15 protein-coding genes are annotated in these 17397 nt (G+C 71.5%); 8 read left to right on the top strand and 7 right to left on the bottom strand.

Annotation, left to right across the window (positions count from 1 at the left end):
• The first annotated feature begins 37 nt into the window (after window positions 1–37).
• Complete coding sequence (ndhC, locus tag ABD901_RS10810; protein WP_345123983.1) at window positions 38–427, top strand: NADH-quinone oxidoreductase subunit A; 390 nt, start codon at window positions 38–40, stop codon at window positions 425–427.
• A gap of 123 nt (window positions 428–550) precedes the next feature.
• Here the strand turns inward: ndhC and folP are convergent, their stop codons facing one another.
• Window positions 551–1411 (bottom strand): dihydropteroate synthase, encoded by an 861-nt coding sequence (gene folP / locus ABD901_RS10805; RefSeq protein WP_345123981.1) that lies wholly within the window; start codon window positions 1409–1411, stop codon window positions 551–553.
• Between the two features lie 76 nt (window positions 1412–1487).
• Between folP and ABD901_RS10800 the strand changes: the two genes are divergently transcribed.
• From ABD901_RS10800 to ABD901_RS10785, 4 genes are read left to right on the top strand one after another with little or no spacing between them, the layout of a single operon-like run.
• On the top strand, window positions 1488–2006 hold the full coding sequence (locus ABD901_RS10800; protein ID WP_345123979.1) for a DivIVA domain-containing protein: 519 nt from the start codon (window positions 1488–1490) through the stop codon (window positions 2004–2006).
• On the top strand, window positions 1976–2488 hold the full coding sequence (locus ABD901_RS10795) for an SRPBCC family protein (protein ID WP_380137054.1): 513 nt from the start codon (window positions 1976–1978) through the stop codon (window positions 2486–2488). The genes ABD901_RS10800 and ABD901_RS10795 overlap by 31 nt, the downstream gene beginning before the upstream one ends.
• Before the next feature lie 36 nt (window positions 2489–2524).
• Window positions 2525–3091, top strand: a complete 567-nt coding sequence (locus ABD901_RS10790; RefSeq protein WP_345123975.1) for a DNA-3-methyladenine glycosylase I — start codon at window positions 2525–2527, stop codon at window positions 3089–3091.
• Between the two features lie 45 nt (window positions 3092–3136).
• Window positions 3137–3787 carry a hypothetical protein gene (locus ABD901_RS10785; protein WP_345123974.1) on the top strand — a complete coding sequence of 217 codons (651 nt, stop codon included), beginning with the start codon at window positions 3137–3139 and terminating at the stop codon, window positions 3785–3787.
• A 151-nt stretch (window positions 3788–3938) separates the two neighbouring features.
• On the opposite strand, the gene ABD901_RS10780 is transcribed toward ABD901_RS10785, so the two are convergent.
• Window positions 3939–6626, bottom strand: coding sequence for an ATP-binding protein (locus ABD901_RS10780; RefSeq protein WP_345123973.1), 2688 nt, complete (start codon window positions 6624–6626; stop codon window positions 3939–3941).
• A gap of 273 nt (window positions 6627–6899) precedes the next feature.
• Window positions 6900–7118 (bottom strand): FmdB family zinc ribbon protein, encoded by a 219-nt coding sequence (locus tag ABD901_RS10775; protein WP_345123972.1) that lies wholly within the window; start codon window positions 7116–7118, stop codon window positions 6900–6902.
• A gap of 55 nt (window positions 7119–7173) precedes the next feature.
• On the opposite strand from ABD901_RS10775, the gene ABD901_RS10770 reads away from it, so the two are divergent.
• On the top strand, window positions 7174–8274 hold the full coding sequence (locus ABD901_RS10770) for a lytic transglycosylase domain-containing protein (RefSeq protein ID WP_345123971.1): 1101 nt from the start codon (window positions 7174–7176) through the stop codon (window positions 8272–8274).
• A gap of 85 nt (window positions 8275–8359) precedes the next feature.
• Window positions 8360–9358 carry a GNAT family N-acetyltransferase gene (locus ABD901_RS10765; RefSeq protein WP_345123969.1) on the top strand — a complete coding sequence of 333 codons (999 nt, stop codon included), beginning with the start codon at window positions 8360–8362 and terminating at the stop codon, window positions 9356–9358.
• Between the two features lie 3 nt (window positions 9359–9361).
• On the opposite strand, the gene ABD901_RS10760 is transcribed toward ABD901_RS10765, so the two are convergent.
• The 3 genes from ABD901_RS10760 to ABD901_RS10750 form a co-directional block, all read right to left on the bottom strand.
• Window positions 9362–10285, bottom strand: a complete 924-nt coding sequence (locus ABD901_RS10760; RefSeq protein WP_345123967.1) for a DUF3152 domain-containing protein — start codon at window positions 10283–10285, stop codon at window positions 9362–9364.
• A 122-nt stretch (window positions 10286–10407) separates the two neighbouring features.
• Window positions 10408–12504 (bottom strand): ThuA domain-containing protein, encoded by a 2097-nt coding sequence (locus tag ABD901_RS10755; protein WP_345123965.1) that lies wholly within the window; start codon window positions 12502–12504, stop codon window positions 10408–10410.
• Window positions 12501–15314 carry a PQQ-dependent sugar dehydrogenase gene (locus ABD901_RS10750; RefSeq protein ID WP_345123962.1) on the bottom strand — a complete coding sequence of 938 codons (2814 nt, stop codon included), beginning with the start codon at window positions 15312–15314 and terminating at the stop codon, window positions 12501–12503. Before ABD901_RS10750 ends, ABD901_RS10755 begins: the two co-directional genes overlap by 4 nt.
• Window positions 15315–15669: 355 nt before the next feature.
• Between ABD901_RS10750 and ABD901_RS10745 the strand changes: the two genes are divergently transcribed.
• Complete coding sequence (locus tag ABD901_RS10745) at window positions 15670–16341, top strand: TetR/AcrR family transcriptional regulator (protein WP_345123960.1); 672 nt, start codon at window positions 15670–15672, stop codon at window positions 16339–16341.
• Window positions 16342–16405: 64 nt separating this feature from the next.
• Here the strand turns inward: ABD901_RS10745 and hemB are convergent, their stop codons facing one another.
• Complete coding sequence (gene hemB / locus ABD901_RS10740; protein WP_345123958.1) at window positions 16406–17386, bottom strand: porphobilinogen synthase; 981 nt, start codon at window positions 17384–17386, stop codon at window positions 16406–16408.
• Window positions 17387–17397: the final 11 nt, after the last annotated feature.

Here is a 17397-nt window from a genome sequence, read left to right as displayed (position 1 = left end):
TGTCGGAGATCGTGATGATGCGTGTACGGTGCGTACGATGAACGGATATCTGGGCGGATATGCGACGCTCGGCCTCCTTCTGCTGGTCGGAGCCGGCGTGTTCGTCGCCGCGTTTACGGCCAACCGGCTGTTGGGGCCACGCCGTTCGGCCGACTGGAAGCTCGCCAGGGGCGCGAAGTACGAGACCTACGAGTGCGGCCTCGACCCGGTCGGCGGCGACTGGGCGCAGGCACAGATTCGCTACTACGTGTACGCCTACCTGTACGTGTTGTTCGCCGTGGAGAGCGTGTTCCTCTTTCCCTGGGCCGTCGTGTACGACCTGCCCGGGTACGGCGTCTCGGTCGTCGTCGAGATGGGCGTGTTCGTGGCCGTGCTGTTCCTCGGCATCTTGTACGCGTGGCGCAAGAACATCCTGCGCTGGACGTGAGGTTTTGCGCGGATAAATCCGGCGCTGGCGCGCCAGATTTATCCGACATTTCGTATATGCCCGGTTCCATCGCCGCACAGCACCGCGGCCGGCCCCGAGCAGGGAGCCCGGGGCCCGAATCGATCAGGCCAGGCCGCGGCGGGCCACGGCGGGCTGACGTTCTCCGCGGATCGCGGCGATGGTGTCGAGCACGCGGCGGGTGGCGCGCACCTGGTGTGCGCGGAACACCCGGGCGCCCAGCCAGGCCGAGACCGCCGTCGCCGCCAGCGTGCCCTCCAGCCGGTCAGGCACCGGCAGGTCGAGGGTCTCGCCGATGAAGTCCTTGTTCGACAGGGCGACGAGGACCGGCCAGCCCGTCTCGACCAGCTCGCCGAGGCGGTTGGTGATGGCGAGGGAGTGGCGGGTGTTCTTGCCGAAGTCGTGTGCGGGGTCGATGAGGATGCCGTCCCGGCGTACACCCAGGGCGAGGGCTCTTTCGGCTAGAGCGGTGACTGTCCGTACCACATCCGTCACCGGATCTTGGAAAGCCACCCGGTGCGGCCGGGTGCGCGGGGTCAGGCCCCCGGCGTGCGAGCAGACCAGGCCCGCGCCGGTCTCGGCGGCGACCTCGGCCAGGGCCGGATCGGCGCCGGCCCACGTGTCGTTGATCAGGTCCGCGCCCGCCGCGACGACCTCCCGGGCCACCTCGGCCCGCCAGGTGTCGATCGAGATCACGACCTCGGGGAACATGGACCGGATCTTCTCGATCGTCGGCAGCGTGCGGCGCAACTCCTCGGCGGCGTCGACCGTCTCGCCGGGGCCGGCCTTGACCCCGCCGATGTCGATGATGTCCGCTCCCTCGGCGACGGCGGCCTCCACGGCGCGCAGCGCGGCGTCCTCCGCGAACGTTGCGCCCTTGTCGAAAAAGGAGTCCGGGGTCCGGTTAATGATCGCCATCACTGCGTACTCGCCGTCGGCGAAGCGCCGGGCGCCCAGACGGAACATTGCGTGACCTCCGTGTTTCCTTCATTTGGGTGTGCCGGGCTCGCCCAGGCGTACTCAGCGTGCCACGATTCCCCCTATGGCTGAGTTCCTCCTGGTGTTGATCGCCGCTGTGGTCGTCGGGGCCATCGGGTTCGGCGTGTCCCTGTTGATCACCGGTGACGACCCGGGGATCGAAGGACATGAGCCCGACGGACGCTCCGTACCGCTGCCGTCGTCGCGCCCGTTGGTCGAGGGTGACGTGAACCAGCTGCGGTTCGACACGGTCGTCCGGGGGTACCGGATGAACCAGGTCGACACCGCGCTGCGGCGTGCCGGCTACGACATCGGCTACAAGGAGGAGCTGATCCAGGTCCTCGAAGCCGAGATCAAGGCCCTCCGCGAGGGGCGGCAGGAGGACGCCGACGCCCTGCGCGACGCCCGCCAGGCGGCCGCATCCGGCGCGTCCGCGATCGCCGACACCCCGCCGAGTGCCCCCGCGCCCGTCGCCGACGCGGATTCCGAGATCGACCTCGACGAGGAGAAGCCCTCGTCGGACACCAGCTGGGGCACCTCCGCAGACGACACGTGGGGTCGCCCGTCACCGGTGGTGAAGTGACCGCCGAGGACTTCGCCGAGGCGGAACGGCCCGGCCCGGGCGAGGTGACGGCCACGGTCATCGTGGCCGCACCGGCCGCCCGGGTCTTCTCCGCGCTCACCGACTGGTCGCGGCAGGGCGAGTGGATCCCCTTCACCACGGTCCGGGTGCTCTCCGGCGACGGCGGCGAGGGCAGCCAGATCGAGGCGGTGACCCAGGTCGGCCCGGCGACGCTGCGCGACCTCATGCGCGTGGTGAAGGTCGACCCGCCGTTCGAGGTGCGGGTCGTGCACTACGGCAAGGTGCTGCGCGGCCCCGGGGTGCTGCGCTGCACCCCACTGGGTACCGACCGCACCCAGGTGGTGTGGCACGAGTGGTTCCACCTGCCGGCCGGTCCCGCGGGCAAGGTGACGTGGCCGCTGCTCTGGCCGGGATCGAAGGCGGGCCTGACCGGGGCGCTGCGCCGCTTCGCCCGCATGGTGGAGTCCGGGCGGCTGCAGTAGCCATTTTTGTCGTACCCCAGGAGTAACTTCCTGACCATGAGCGACGTGGTGATAGGCGAAGACGGGCTCGCCAGGTGTGGCTGGGGCGCCTCGACCCCCGATTACCTGGACTACCACGACAACGAGTGGGGCCGGCCCGTCCGCGACGACAACGGGCTGTATGAGCGCATGACCCTCGAGGCGTTCCAGTCCGGCCTGTCGTGGATCACCATCCTGCGCAAGCGCCCGTCGTTCCGGGCCGCGTTCGCCGGCTTCGAGATCGAGAAGGTCGCCGCCTTCGGCGAGTCCGACATCGAACGCCTGCTGGCCGACACCGGCATCGTGCGCAACCGCTCGAAGATCGAGGCCGCCATCGCCAACGCCCGCGCCGCGGCCGAGCTGCCCGGCGGGATCTCCGCGCTGCTGTGGTCGTTCGCCCCCGAGGCCCGGCCCCGCCCGGTCGACTTCACCGCCGTCCCGGCCGTCACCGCCGAGTCGACCGCAATGGCGAAGGACCTCAAGCGCCGCGGCTTCCGCTTCGTGGGACCGACCACGGCCTATGCGCTGATGCAGGCCACTGGCATGGTCAACGACCACGTGCAGGGGTGCTTCGTGGACCTGTGAGACCGGCCGGGACACTGCCTCTCCGCTTCGTGATGCAATGACCGTATGGCTAAGTGGGTGGTGGTCGTCTCCGGGGAGCAGTACGAGAGCGAGCGGTTGTACGGCGGCGAGGCGCTCTCGATCGCCGGGGGACGGTTCACCGCCGGCGATGAGGCCCTGCTCGTGGCCGCCGTGTCGCCGGCCGTCGTGTTCGGCCTGGCCCGGGCCGAGGGCGGTGACCGGCTGCGATACACGGTGAACCGGCTCGACGCGCCCCTGCCGGCCGGCGGCGTGCTCGCCTCGATCCCCACCCGCCCCGCTGCTCCGTCCTCGGCCGCCGCGGAGACCGGGGAGGCCACGGGGCTCGGGGAGGCCGGGGAGCCCGGAAAGGCCAGGGAGACCGAGGAGGCCGGGGAGGCCGAAGGCGTCGCCCAGGTCGGGGCGTGGGTGCTCGGCGAGGAGGCGTACCAGGCGATCGCTCGGCGGGCCGTGGCGGATGAGAGCAAGTCGGGGCGGGAGCGGCGCACCTGGCTCGTGAGCGTCGACATGCCCATCGAGGCCGCGTCACCCGGCGATGCGGTGCGGGCGTTCTGGAGCTACGTCCGCGAGCTCGGGCCGGCCGAGCTGCCCGCGTTCGTGTGGCCGGCGGGAGACGAGCTGGCCATGCAGGCGTACGTCCTCGGCGCCGAGGCCAACCAGGACCCCGAAGAGGACTGACCGGCTCCCGGCAACGCGAGTAACGCTCGGCGTCCACCTGCCACCGAATAGAGCACCTGCTCGTCTCCGGCCACGCCGCTGCGGTTTTGAGGGGGTTCGGGTGGAGCGAAGCTCCCCCGGGCGAGCGCAGCGAGCTAGTTACACAGCACAGCTACTCCACCGCGGAGAAGCGGATCGAGCCGGCCATCAGGTCCGGGTGCTCGATCGTCAGGGCCAGGGCCACCGATTCCTCGAGGGTCAGGGCGGCGCCTGCGGCATATGCGGTGTCGAAAGCCGTGTCGCCCATCGTCGAGCGCAGCGTTGCCTGCTGCTCGGTCCAGAAGGCGCCGAACGCGCCCGTTGAGCAGCGCAGGCGGATGCGGGCGGCCTGTGCGGCGCCGAACAGGCGGGCGGCGGTCTCCGCGTCCCCGGCGAGGGCGCAGCGCACGGCCACGGCGTTCAAGGTCTCGCAGACGCGCAGGTGGAAGCCGTGTGTCATGCGCGAGCGCAGCGCCACGATGAGGTGGTCGTGCGCGGCCACCAGGTCGCCGCGGGACAGGGCGACCATGCCGAGCAGCATGTCGACGGTGCGGCGGCCGCGGTCCAGGGGGCGGCTGTTCTCCAAGGGGCGGGCGCTCGCGAGCAGGCTCGCGGCCTCGTCGAGCTCGCCGCGGCGCCACAGGAGCTGGGCCAGGGCGTAGACGGCGAAGATGGCCTCGCCGGCGACTCCCTGGTCCTCGGACCAGGTGATGACGTCGCGGGCCAGGCGCTCGGCCTCGTCGGCGCGGCCCATCTCGAGCAGCGGCACGCCGCGCGCGGCGAGGATGCGGGCGATGAGGCCGGGGTCGCCGGCCCGGCGGGCGGCGGACTCGGCGCGCTGCGAGAAACGGAGCTCCTCGACGGTCTCGCCGTCGGCGCCGGCGTGCAGGGAGTGCATGTGGTAGGCCGCGGCCAGCTCGGCGTCGGGGACGGGCTCGCCCGTGGCGCTGATCCGCTCGTACAGGCGGAAAAGCCACATCCGGCCCTCGCGCACGAGGCCGCGCTCGCGCCACCACTGGTCCAGCGCGCCGGCGAGGGCCAGTCCCTGGCGGGCGCTGCCCCGGGTCACCGTCCAGTGCAGGGCGGCGCGCAGCTCGTCGGCAAGCGGGTCGAGGGTGTAGAGCGAGAGCGTGACGGGGCGGCCGTCGGCGTCGACGTACGCGTCGTGTGCGGCCTGTCGGCACCAGGCGACGTGCCGCTCGCGGGCCGACTCCTCCTCGCCGGCCTCGACGAGCAGGCGGGCGGCGTAGGCGCGGATCGGGTCGAGCATGCGGTAGGTCGCGTTGGTGGCGCCCGCCTCGGCCTGCAGCAGGGACTTGTCGACGAGGGTGGCCAGCGGGTCGAGCGGGTCGCCGTCGTGCAGCCACTCGATCGCGGGCAGGTCGACGGGGCTGGCGAAGACCGACAGCCAGCGCAGCAGGCGGGAGGCGCGCGGGTCGAGGGTGCGGTACGACCAGTCGACCGCCGCCTGCATCGTGCGGTGGCGGTTGGAGGCGGGGACCTCGTCGAGGTCGACCAGGCGCGAACCGGCGTCGAGGGTGCCGAGCACGTCGCCGATGCGCTCGGCGAGCTGGGCGGCGGACAGCAGGCGCAGGCGGGCCGCGGCCAGCTCCAGCGCGAGCGGCAGGCCCTCCAGCGCGGAGGCCACGCGCGTGAGGTGGGCGATGTCGCCGGGCTCGACCGGGCGGCCGCCCCGCGCCGCGGAAGCGCGGTCGACGAGCAGGGCCACGGCGTCGCTGAAGCCGCCGCCGCCGGCCGCCTCGACCGACAGCGGCGGGATGCGCCAGACGACCTCGCCGGCGACGCCGAGGGGCTCGCGGCTGGTGGCCAGGACGGCGACCTCGCGGCCGGCGGCGAGCAGCCGGGCGACGAGCCGGCGGGCCGCGGGCAGCTGGGCGTCGGAGGTGTCCAGCACGACGAGCAGGCGGCGGTCGCGCACATGGTCGACGATGGTCTGTGCGACCGGGCGGCCGGGCTCGGGGCGCAGGCCGAGGGCGGCGGCGACGCTCACGTCCACGAGGTCGCCGTTGGCCACGGCGCTCAGGTCGGCGAACCAGACGCCGTCGCGGAAGCGCTCGACGATCTCGCCGGCCGCCTCGACGGCGACGCGGGTCTTGCCGGCGCCGCCCGCGCCGACGACGGTGACGAGGCGGTGCCGGCCGATGAGGTCGCGCACGGCGGCACGCTCGGCGGCGCGGCCGATGAACCGGGTGGTCTGCACCGGCAGGTTGTGCGCGGGCGCGTCGATGGTGCGCGGGCGTGGGAACTGCCGGTCGAGGCCGGGCGCGACGAGCTGGAAGATGCGCTCGCAGCCGTCGAAGCCGCGCAGCCGGTGCAGGCCGAGGTCGAGCAGCCACGCGTCGTCCTCGAGCGGGCCGCCGGCCAGGCCGACCTGGGCGGCGGTGGCGGCGGAGCACAGCACCTGCCCGCCGTGCGCCGCGGCGGCCACGCGGGCGGCCCGGTGCACCTCGGGCGAGGTGTACTCGCCGCCGTAGGGCTCGGCGAAGCCGGTGTGCAGGCCCATCCGGACCCGGGGACGGGCCTCGGGGCCTGGCCAGTCGTGTGCGGCGAGCTCCCGCTGGGCCTCGGCGCAGGCGGCGAGGGCGGCGGTCGCGTCGGAGAAGGCGACGAAGAGCGAGTCACCCTCGGTGAACAGCTCCACACCGTCCGCTCTGGACAGCGCGCGGCGAATCACGTCCCGGTGCTCGTGGAGCACCGGCCGGTATCCCGCACCGAGCATCTGGGCCAAGCGCGTCGAGCCCTCGATGTCAGTGAAGAGGAAAGTCACCAGCCCGCTGGGCAGGTGCGTCCGCCCCGACACGTGAAACCTCCGCCTCCTTATTTCAGGCGTGCCCCATATTTCCCCACCCCGGGGGCGCGCACATCGTAGAAACGGCCCCCAACAGTAGACCTCAAGGTCGATCCCGGACCGGTCGTCCGGAGCGATCCGTGCTGGTCAGCAACGATGGAGGGAGAAGCTCGAGTGGGTTTCGCGTGACGTAACGACAACGCTGCGGTAGCGGTTGTGGCACGACAGGCCACAACATCAAAGCCGTTTTGCCAATTGAGTCCGAAACCGACCCGTAACAATGTTTCAACAACCGCACGCTCCGCCGCAGCATCCGCCGCCGCCACCGGGCGCGGCACCCCGCGGCGCATTGAGCGCGGAGCCGCCGACCGCGATCGTCGACAGCAGCTTGACGGTGTCGTCGTGTCCCGCGGGGCAGGCAGTCTTCACGTTGGCTTCACTCATCGGGCGTTGCACTTCGAAGGTGTCGCCGCAGGCGCGGCAGCGGTACTCGTAGCGAGGCATCCACACAGGCTAAGCCAAGGTGACACGCGCCCGGGAATTCGAAATACTCGACAGCGTGGCTAGCAACGACGAGGCGCCGGAGGTCGACCGATCGACCACTGTGGACACTCCGCCGACGGTCGCGATCCGGCCGCCGGTTCCGGAGCAGTCCGGTGATCGCTGGATGCCGGTGGACATCATCCCGCCGGAGCCCGCGGCGGCCTCGCCCGCGCCGGGTGACAAGCCATCCCACCAGCCCAAACACGCGGCACCCGAGCCCACGGCGGGTGACGTGCTGCAGTCGCCGCGGCGCGCGATGGACGAGCGGCGGGAGCGCTTCGCCCGCCTGCGCGCCCGGCCCGCGTTCCGCTTCCTGGTGCTCGGCCTGCTCCTCACCGTCATGCTCGGCGTGGCCGGGGCGGCCGGCCTGGCCGGCGGCAAGGTGATCCCGCCGAAGGCCGACTCCCTGGGCAGCGCCCGGGCGCCCGACGGCACCAACGAGCCGCCCGTGGCCACCGGCGCGCCCGCCACCGGCGAGGCGCCCCAGCCGCAGAACCCGTCGGGCTCCCCCACCTACAGCCCGCCGGCCGGCACCCGCGTGCGCCCCGCCGACGTCTACGGCGCCTGGGCCGCCACCCGCTCGGTGCGCCTGGACATCCCGGTCGTGGCGCTGCAGGCCTACGGCTACGCCGAGGCGGTCACCGCCCGCACGACCCCGCGCTGCCACCTGACCTGGACCACCCTCGCCGGCATCGGCAAGATCGAGTCCGACCACGGCCGCACCAACAATTCGGTGCTCCAGGACGACGGCCGCTCGACCCCGCCGATCGTCGGCCCGCCGCTGGACGGCCAGAACGGCCGCCAGGCCGTCGCCGACACCGACCAGGGCGCCCTCGACAACGACCGCAGCTGGGACCGCGCCGTCGGCCCGATGCAGTTCCTGCCCTCCACCTGGCGCCAGTACGGCCTCGACGCCGACAACGACGGCATGTCCGACATCAACGACATCGACGACGCCGCCCTCACCGCCGCCGCCTACCTCTGCGCCGGCGACCGGGACCTGTCCACATTGGAAGGCTGGAACGCCGCCATCCACTCGTACAACGTGCCGGAGGAGTACCGCGCCGCCGTCTTCAACGCCACCAACGACTACGGCCGCCGGGACCGGCAGGGCTGAGCCCGCATCACCCCGCGAGTAGATCAATGCCACGCTCTGCGCCCTGGTACTTCCGCTCAGCCACAAACAAGGGCAGGCTTAGGGCGTGAAGGTGCGCGAGTGGGACCCAGGGACCGCGTCCGCGGCCGAGATCGAGGCGGTGCTGCGGGCGCTCAACGACATCGTGACGTTCGATGTGCCCGAGGACCCGCCGTGGCGCGAAACGATGTTCCGCGAGTACCTCGCGGTCACCATGCCGGGCGAGCGGCGCACGTCGTGGTTGGCAACCTCCGACTCGGGTGAGATCCTCGGGCACGCGAGCCTGCTCGCCCTCGAGGAGATCGGCGTGCTCGAGCTGTCGGTGGTGCCGAGCGCCCGCCGCGGCCGGGTCGGCACCGCGCTGCTGGCCGCCGTCGCACGCCGCGCCGCCGAGGAGGGCTTCGAGTCCGTCGGCGTCGAGGTCATCGGCGGCACCCCGAGCATCGAGTTCTTCGAGGCGCACGGCTTCGAGTGCGCCTTCATCGAGATGCGCAACCTGCTCGACCTCGGCGGCGTGGACTGGCTGCGGCTGGGCGAGATGGCCGCCGGCATCAGCGCCGGATACCGCGTCGAGTACTACCCGGGCGGGCCCCCGCCGGACCTGTACGCCGGCTACGCCGCGGCGAAGGAGGCCGCCCGCGCCGCCGTCGTCGAGGACCTGGAGCTGCGCCCGAGCTCCTACGACTCGGAGCGGCTCGCGGCGAGCCTGCGCACCCTGCACGCGCGCGGCCTGAAGCCGTACATCGTCCTCGCGGTGCACGAGCAGTCCGAGACGATCGCCGGGCTCACCGAGGTCGTCGTGCCCGCGCAGCGGCCCACCCGCGCCGACCAGTACGACACCATCGAGGTGCCCGCCCACCGCGGCTACGGCATCAGCCGCGTGATCAAGGCCCGGATGCTGTTCGAGCTGCGCGCCGCCGAGCCGGACCTGCTGGACGTGCAGACCTGGAACGCGCTGGAGAACGAGCCGCTGCTGCAGGTCAACGCCGAGCTGGGGTTCAAGCCGGACCGCGAGTGGCGCGAGTACGAGGCCGACGTCGTCGACCTGCTGCGCCGCCTCAAGTAGCGCTCAGCTCGAGGCCCACGGCCCCTGCACGAAGGTCCCGTCCTCGGCGAACGGGAACGCGTTGGGCTTGCAGCCGTTGAGCGCGATCGTCTGCGTCTGCATGACCGGCGCGGCCTGGCCGGACCCCGGGCACTTCATGTGGTCGAAGCCCAGGAAGTGGCCCATCTCGTGCAGGACGGTCTCCGCGTGGAAGTCGACTCCGGCCTGCCCGTCGATGCCCTTGAGCCAGCGGCGCAGGTTGAGCAGGATCGTCTTGCCGTAGCGGCACGAGTAGATGCCCTGCGTGGTCACGCCCACTGCCTTGCACAGCTTGTCGACCGTGCCGGGCGTGGCCAGGCGCAGCACCACGTTGTAGTTGCCGTCGCTGACCCGCTGGAACTTCCAGGACGCCCCGTTGATGTGGGTCTGCCCCAGGTTGTAGGTGACCGGGTGGGCGGCGGACATCGTCCAGCCCAGCGGCGAGGCGATCGCGCGGTCCACCTCGTCGGCCAGCGAGCCGGTCGTCCAGACGGGGTTGGCGCCCCAGGTGATGCCGTTCTCCATCTCGACCTGGTACTTCACCAGCGTGGCGGCGTCCGCCGAGCCGACGACGCCGGTGCCGCCCGCGGCCTTGGTGAACGTGCCGCTGCCCAGGTTGGGCACGCCGTCGTTGGTGTTGACCTTGCCGCCGCCGGTGTCGCCGCCGGCCTTGACCGTGCTGATCGGCTTCGGGCTGGGCTTCTTCGACGGCGTCGGGGACGGCGCCGCGGCCAGCCCGCTGTCCTCGCCCTCGAGCTCCGCGACCGGGAACGGATCGGTGCTCGCGGGCGCCTCGGCAACGTCGCCCGGCGGCGACGACTCCGCGCTCTTGCCGCACCCCGACATCCCCGCCACACCCGTGAGCAGCACGGCGGCGAGCAGCATTCTCCCTACCCGAGTCCCCAGCACTCGGCCGAGCCTAGGGGAAATGCGCAACCGATGCTGCCCCCGATGGAAATGGTCACTGCGACGCAACCACGCGACGGGGGCCGCACGTCTGCGTACAGCCCCCGTCTTCGAACATCACCGGGCTAGGCCGGCAGCGTCCACTTCTGCGCGGCACTGCCGTTGCAGGTGTACAGCTGCACGACCGTGCTGTCGGCCGAGTTGCCGCCGGCCACGTCCAGGCACTTGCCCGACTGCGGGTTGCGCAGCGAGCCGTCGGCCTGTGCCGCCCAGTTCTGCGCGCCCGTGCCGTTGCACGTCCACAGCTGGATCTTGGTGCCGTCCCCGGTGCCGCCGCCGGAGATGTCCAGGCACTTGCCCAGCGCCCGCAGCGTCTGCCCGTTGACGGTCCAGCTCTGCGCACTGGAGCCGTTGCACGTGTACAGCTGGATCTGCGTCCCGTCGGCGGTGCCCGAGGCCCGCACGTCCAGGCACTTGCCCGCCAGGCCCTTCACCGGCCCCGTCCGGGTCCCGGTCGGCTTGACGAACGTGAAGTCGTCCACGTCGAACAGGCCGGTGCCCGTCCCCGTGAACGTCAGGTACACGTTCGCGCTGCCCGCCGGCACGCCGGTGAGCGGCGCCGACACGTCGGCGAACGTCTCCCACGAGCCGGTGTTCGGCACCGTCATCGTGCCCAGGATCGGGCCGGTCGTCGAGCCCGTGCGGACCTGGATCTGCCCGCCGGGGCCGCCGGACACCACCCGGGCGCGGAAGCTGGTCGCGCCGCCAACGTCGATCGAGTTGTACGCCGCCCAGTCACCCGGCTCGATGTAGCCGAGCGTCTGGCCGTTGTTGGCGCCGGGCTTGCTGAACGGCTGGACCCCGCTCGCCGACGAGAACGACTCCGCCTGCACGGTGCCGGTGACGGCGCCGCCCAGCTCCTTGATCCGGACGTTGCGGAACGACACCTGGTCGCCGGATCCGTGGTTCTGGATGCCGACGTACCCGTCGAGGTTGCGCGCCGGGTCGGTGTTGGTGAAGTCGTTGATCAGCGAGCCGTTGAGGTACACCCGGATCCGCTGCCCCTCGACCAGGATCTCGTAGGTGTTCCACGCGCCGGGCGGGTTCAGCGCCGCGTCACGCGCCGCGATGTTCGCGGACTGGAAGTTGTAGATCGCGCCCGTCGTGTGGTCGGGCGTGTCGGTGGCGTCGATCTGGATCTCGTACCCCTGGTTGATCGCGATGTTGGGGTCGTTGCCCGGGTTGGGGAACCCGACGTAGACGCCGGAGTTGCTGTCGCCCGTGATCCGGAAGTCGGTCTTGAGCGAGTACGAGGTGCCGTACTGCTTCGCGCTGTACCAGAACAGTCCCAGGCCTCCGGTGGAGCTCAGCGTGGCGTCGGAGTTGGTGAAGCCGCCCGGGCCCGCCTGCGACCAGCCGGTGGTGGCGCCGTTGTAGAGCGCGGTGTAGCCCGTCTCGGGCCGGCAGTCGGCCTGGGCGCGCTTGGCCGCGTACCGGATGCCGCCGAGCAGCTCGCCGCGGAAGTTGGCGTCGGCGTACGACTCCTGGGTGTGCCCGAAGCCGGTGTAGAAGGAGCGGCCGGAGTCGATGGTCTTGCACCAGGTGATCGGGTGGTCGGCGCCCATCGTGCCGCCGGAGTACGACGACTCGTCGAGCGTGGCGAGCACGTGTGCGGTGCTGCGCGGGTTGGTCTGGTAGTTGTACAGCTCGTCGGTGCGCGTCCAGGTCTGCGGCAGGTGCGACGTCGCCGGGTTGGCCCGGTCCTCCGTGCGCGAGTTGACCTGCTGGATCGCCGGGTGACTGGCGAACCAGGCGCCGACCAGGGTGCCGTAGAAGGGCCAGCTGTACTCGGTGTCGGCGGCCGCGTGCACGCCGACGTACCCGCCGCCGCCGCGGATGTAGCTCTCGAACGCCGCCTGCTGGGTGTCGTTGAGCACGTCCCCGGTGGTGCTCATGAACACCACCGCCTCGTACTGCGCCAGGTTCGCCGTCGTGAACGCGTTCGCGTCCTCGGTGGCGGTCACGGTGAAACTGTTCGCCGCGCCCAGGTCGCGCACGGCCTGGATGCCGGCCGGGATCGAGTCGTGCCGGAATCCGGCGGTCTTGCTGAAGACCAGCACGTCATAGGGCGCGTCGGCGGCGCTCGCCGGCGCGGCGGCCGGCAGGACCGCGGCCACGACCACGGCCAGGGTCACCGCTGCGGAGATGCTGCGAATCCTCATGGCAGGGTCCACTTCTGCGCGGCGCTTCCGTTACAGGTGTACAACTGCACGACCGTGCTGTCGGCGCTGTTACCCCCGGCTACGTCGAGGCACTTGCCCGACTGCGGGTTCTTCAGCGAGCCGTCGGCCTGGGCCGCCCAGTTCTGCGCCCCGGTGCCGTTGCAGGTCCACAGCTGGATCTTCGTGCCGTCGGCGGTGGCGCCGCCGGAGATGTCCAGGCACTTGCCGAACACCTTCAGCTGCTGGCCCGCGACCACGAACGTCTGCGCGTTGGTGCCGTTGCAGGTGTACAGCTGCATCTGCGTCCCGTCGGCAGTGGCCGCGGCCCGCACGTCCAGGCACTTGCTCGCCAGCCCCTTGACCGGCCCGACGCCGTTGCCGCCCACCCCGGTGGTGAACGTGAAGCTGTCGACGTCGAACAGCGCGGCGGTCGCGCTGCCGGCGAAGGTCAGGTACAGCGACGTCGGACCGGCCGGCGCGTTGGTGATCGGCCCGCCGACCGTCGTGAACGTCTCCCACGAGCCGGTCACCGGCACCGTCGCCGAGCCGATGATCGTGCCCGTCGGCGAGCCCGTGCGCAGCTGCAGCGTGCCGCCCGCGCCGCCGGAGGAGACCCGGGCGGTGAACGAGGTGGCGTTGTTGAGCTTGTACGGGTCGAACCCGATCCAGTCGCCGTTGTTGATGTTGCCGACGGTCTTGCCGCCCTCGGCCGTCGTCTTCACGATCGGGTCGACGCCGGAGGACGTCTTGTAGAACTCGGCCTGGCGGTATCGCGGCGCCATGATGCTCTGCGCGTGGACCGTCAGCCCGCCCTTGTCGGTGTACTGCGCGTCGAAGATCGGGAAGATGTTCGACGCCGAGTCGTGCTCGCCGTCGACCGGGATCGTGATCGTGCCGGCGCAGCCGTTCTGCGACGTGATCTGGTGCGCGTGCTGGTCGTGGCCGAGCACGTAGGTCATCGTCACCTTGGTGCAGTCGATCGCGCCGTCCTCGGGGTCGGTCACCGTGACGCTCCACGGCACCGAGTCACCGAACGACACCAGCTGGCCCGGGTTCGGGCCTTGGATCGTGACCGTCGGGGCCGTGTTGCCGACGCTGATCAGCACGTTGGCGGTGCCGATGGCGCCCTGCGGGTCCTTCGCGGTCAGCGTCACCGAGTAGTTGCCGTTCGCCGAGTACGTGTGCGACGGGTTGGCCGCGGTCGAGCTGCCGCCGTCGCCGAACGTCCACGAGTACGTGAGCGCGCCGCCCTCGGGGTCGGAGGAGCCGGCCGAGGAGAAGTTCACGGCCAGCGGCGCGGCGCCCGACGTCACGTTGGCGCCGGCCACGGCGGTCGGTGCGCGGTTGCCGCCGGCGCCGACGTAGTCGTAGCGGTACAGCGCCGAGTTGGCGTCGCCGTTGAAGTACCCGGTGCCGTAGTCCAGCACGTACAGCGACCCGTCCGGACCGAAGGCCATGTCCATGACCTGCTTGCCGTTCCACTGGAAGTTGTCGATCGCGCCCGGCGAGCCGTCGGCGTTGATCTTGATCGGCTTGATCCAGCCGCGCCCGAACTCGCCGGCGAAGAACATGCCGTCCAGCGACTGCGGGAACTTCGTGGTCGACGGGTTGGCGGCGTCGTAGTGGTACACCGGGCCGCCCATCGGCGACTCGGAGCCCCCGCCGAACTCGGGCGGGCTGCCGGCGTCGCCGCCGTAGCGGATCCACGCCGGCTTGGCGGCCGGCAGCGTGGTCAGGCCGGTGTTGCGGAACGAGTTGTTCGTCGGGCCGCCGGCGCAGTTGAACTTCGCGCCGGTGCTGTTCGTGGCGAAGTTCCACTCGTTGTACGTCTCGGCAGTGGTGTTCGTGCCGGTGCAGTACGGCCAGCCGTAGTTGCCGGGCGCCGTGATCCGGTCGAACTCGACCTGCCCGGACGGCCCGCGGTTGGCGTCGGAGGTGCCCGCGTCCGGGCCGTAGTCGCCGACGTAGACGATGCCGGTCGCCTTGTCGACGGTCATGCGGTACGGGTTGCGGAAGCCCATGGCGTAGATCTCCGGCCGGGTGTTGGCGGTCCCGGGCGCGAAGAGGTTGCCGGAGGGGATCGAGTAGGTCCCGTTGGCGGCGACCTTGATCCGCAGGATCTTCCCCCGCAGGTCGTTGGTGTTGGCGGCGGAGCGCTGCGCGTCGTACGCCGGGTTGCGGTCGGTCCGTTCGTCGATCGGCGAGTAGCCCGCGGAGTCGAACGGGTTGGAGTCGTCGCCGGTCGACAGGTACAGGTTGCCGGCCGCGTCGAAGTCGATGTCGCCGCCGACGTGGCAGCAGATGCCCCGGTTGGCCGGCACGTCCAGGATGTTGACCTGGCTGGCCATGTTCACGGTGTAGTCGGCGTTGAGCGTGAACCGGGACAGGCGGTTGACCCCGGTCCAGGTGGTCCAGGTGGCGGCGGTGCCCGTGGCGGGGGCGTCGCCGGCCGGAGTGCTCAGGGGCGGGGCGTAGTACAGGTAGATGTACCGGTTACTGGCGAAGTTCGGGTCTGCCGCGACGCCCTGCAGCCCCTCCTCGTCGTGCGTGTACACCGGGATGTTCGCGATCACGGTCGTGTTGCCGCTCGCGTCCGTGCGCCGCAGCGCCCCGCCGCGGGCGGTGTGCAGCACGGAGCGGTCGGGCAGGACGGAGATGGTGAGCGGCTCGCCCACCTCCGGTTCCCCCTTGGCCAGGGTGACCTGCTGGAAGTCGGCCGGGTTGATCGCCGCCGCGGCCGGCGTGGCCGGCAGGGTGGCGAGCGTCGTGGTGGTGAGGCTCGCCGAGACGAGCACGAGGGCGGCACCCATTGGCCGCCATCGATGACGTGAGGGCTGCTGGTTCACTGTGTCCCTTCCTGACGTTGTGGTGCCAGGCAGGGCGCGCGCCGCCGCGCCGGATGCCCGAGCCGGGGTGCGGTCGCGTCCGAAGCCGGCCCGGATACATCGACGAAACACCCTGGTGTCGTGGGGGACACACTAGGGTCTTTGGCTACGACTGTCCATACTTCCTGTCGTCACAGCGGAAACTTTTGCTTGGCCAGGCAAAAGGCGCCCGACGTACGGATTTATACGGATTTGTCGTCGCACCTAGCATGGCGACATGGCGAGCCGCCAGATGGCAGACCGCCGAGCCGGACACGAAAATTTGCATATGCTGTAGACCATGGCGGCGCAGCAGGGGGAGTTACGCAGGGACGCCGAGCGCAACCGCCGGCAGCTCGTGGAGACCGCGAAGGTCGTCTTCGCCGAGCGCGGCCTGGAGGCGCCCCTGGACGAGATCGCGCGCCGCGCCAAGGTCGGCAACGCCACGCTGTACCGCCGCTTCCCCAGCCGCGGCCACCTGGTCGCCGCCGTCTTCGCCGGCGCCCTGGAGGAGGTCGTGGCCGCGACGGAGCGCGCACTCGCGGTCGAGGACCCCTGGGCGGCGTTCGCCGAGCACCTGACGTTCCTCTGCGAGGTCCAGGCCGGCAGCCGCGCCTTCGCCGACCTGCTCACGGCGACCGTCTCCGGCGTTCCGGAGCTGGAGCAGCTGCGCGGCCGCGCGTTCAGCGGCCTGACCGCCTTGATCGACCGCGCCCGCGCGGCGGGCGTGCTGCGCTCCGACTTCCAGCACGAGGACGTGGTCCCGATGCTGATGGCCAACGCGGGCCTGGTCGAGCGCACCGGCACGACGGCCCCGACGGCGTGGCGGCGGCAGCTGGGCTACACGCTCGCGGGCCTGCGCGCCCCCGCCGACCTCCCGGCCGAGCCGGCACCGGACCGCGTCGGCATCCTGCGCGCGATGCATGCCCTGGCCGAGCGCAGCGGCCTCAGCGCCGAGGGCCGCGAGAACTGACGCCGGTCCGGTCCCTGCCGGACGTTGTCGTCGGCGGCGGACCGGACCGGACCGGCGGAGGCATTCAGATCTTGCGCAGCAGGCGAGCCGCGTCACTGGCCCAGTAGGTGAGGATCAGCTGGGCGCCGGCCCGGCGGATCGAGGTGAGCGTCTCGAGGATGACCCGCTCGCGCTCCAGCCAGCCGTTGGCGACGGCGGCCTCGACCATCGCGTACTCGCCGGAGACCTGGTAAGCGGCAACCGGCACGTCCACCATCTCGGCGACGCGGGCGACCACGTCGAGGTACGGCAGGGCGGGCTTGACCATGACCATGTCCGCGCCCTCCTCGACGTCGAGGGCGACCTCGCGCAGGGCCTCGCGCAGGTTGGCCGGGTCCTGCTGGTAGCCCTTGCGGTCGCCGGTCAGCGCGGACTCGACGGCCTCGCGGAACGGGCCGAAGAAGGCGCTGGCGTACTTGACGGCGTAGGCGAGCAGCGAGACGTCGATGTGCCCGGCCCGGTCCAGGGCGCTGCGCACGACGCCGACCTGGCCGTCCATCATCCCGGACGGGCCGAGCACGTGCGCGCCGGCCTCGGCCTGCGCGAGGGCCATCAGCTCGTACTGCCGCAGCGTGGCGTCGTTGTCGACGGAACCGTCGGCGGCCAGCACGCCGCAGTGCCCGTGCGAGGTGAACTCGTCCAGGCACAGGTCGGCCATGACCACCGTCGAGTCGCCGACCTCGGCGATCACGTCGCGGATGGCGACGTTGAGGATGCCGTCGGGGTCGATGCCGCCGGAGCCGGTCTCGTCGCGCCGCTCCGGCACGCCGAAGAGCATGAGGCCGCCCACGCCCTCGGCGACCGCCTCGACGGCGGCCTTGCGCAGCGACTCGCGGGAGTGCTGCACGACGCCGGGCAGGGATCTGATCGGCCGCGGCTCGCTCAGCCCTTCCTTCACGAACATCGGCAGGATCAGGTTGGACGGCTGCACGTGCGTCTCGGCCACGAGCCGGCGCATCGCGGGCGTGCGACGCAGCCGGCGCGGCCGGACCTCAGGAAAACCCACGGGAGTGATCC

This window comes from Dactylosporangium darangshiense, assembly GCF_039537565.1.
Taxonomy (GTDB): domain Bacteria; phylum Actinomycetota; class Actinomycetes; order Mycobacteriales; family Micromonosporaceae; genus Dactylosporangium; species Dactylosporangium darangshiense.
Note: the sequence above shows the minus strand (reverse complement) of the source record. Positions and strands in the feature narration are given on the sequence as shown.

Bases quoted from the DNA above. Each gene is read 5' to 3' on its own strand.
- folP (WP_345123981.1), bottom strand. From the start codon at position 1,411: ATGTTCCGTCTGGGCGCCCGGCGCTTCGCCGACGGCGAGTACGCAGTG.
- ABD901_RS10755 (WP_345123965.1), bottom strand. From the start codon at position 12,504: ATGAGGATTCGCAGCATCTCCGCAGCGGTGACCCTGGCCGTGGTCGTG.
- ABD901_RS10750 (WP_345123962.1), bottom strand. From the start codon at position 15,314: ATGGGTGCCGCCCTCGTGCTCGTCTCGGCGAGCCTCACCACCACGACG.
- ABD901_RS10745 (WP_345123960.1), top strand. From the start codon at position 15,670: ATGGCGGCGCAGCAGGGGGAGTTACGCAGGGACGCCGAGCGCAACCGC.
- ABD901_RS10790 (WP_345123975.1), top strand. From the start codon at position 2,525: ATGAGCGACGTGGTGATAGGCGAAGACGGGCTCGCCAGGTGTGGCTGG.
- ABD901_RS10775 (WP_345123972.1), bottom strand. From the start codon at position 7,118: ATGCCTCGCTACGAGTACCGCTGCCGCGCCTGCGGCGACACCTTCGAA.
- ABD901_RS10800 (WP_345123979.1), top strand. From the start codon at position 1,488: ATGGCTGAGTTCCTCCTGGTGTTGATCGCCGCTGTGGTCGTCGGGGCC.
- ndhC (WP_345123983.1), top strand. From the start codon at position 38: ATGAACGGATATCTGGGCGGATATGCGACGCTCGGCCTCCTTCTGCTG.
- ABD901_RS10785 (WP_345123974.1), top strand. From the start codon at position 3,137: ATGGCTAAGTGGGTGGTGGTCGTCTCCGGGGAGCAGTACGAGAGCGAG.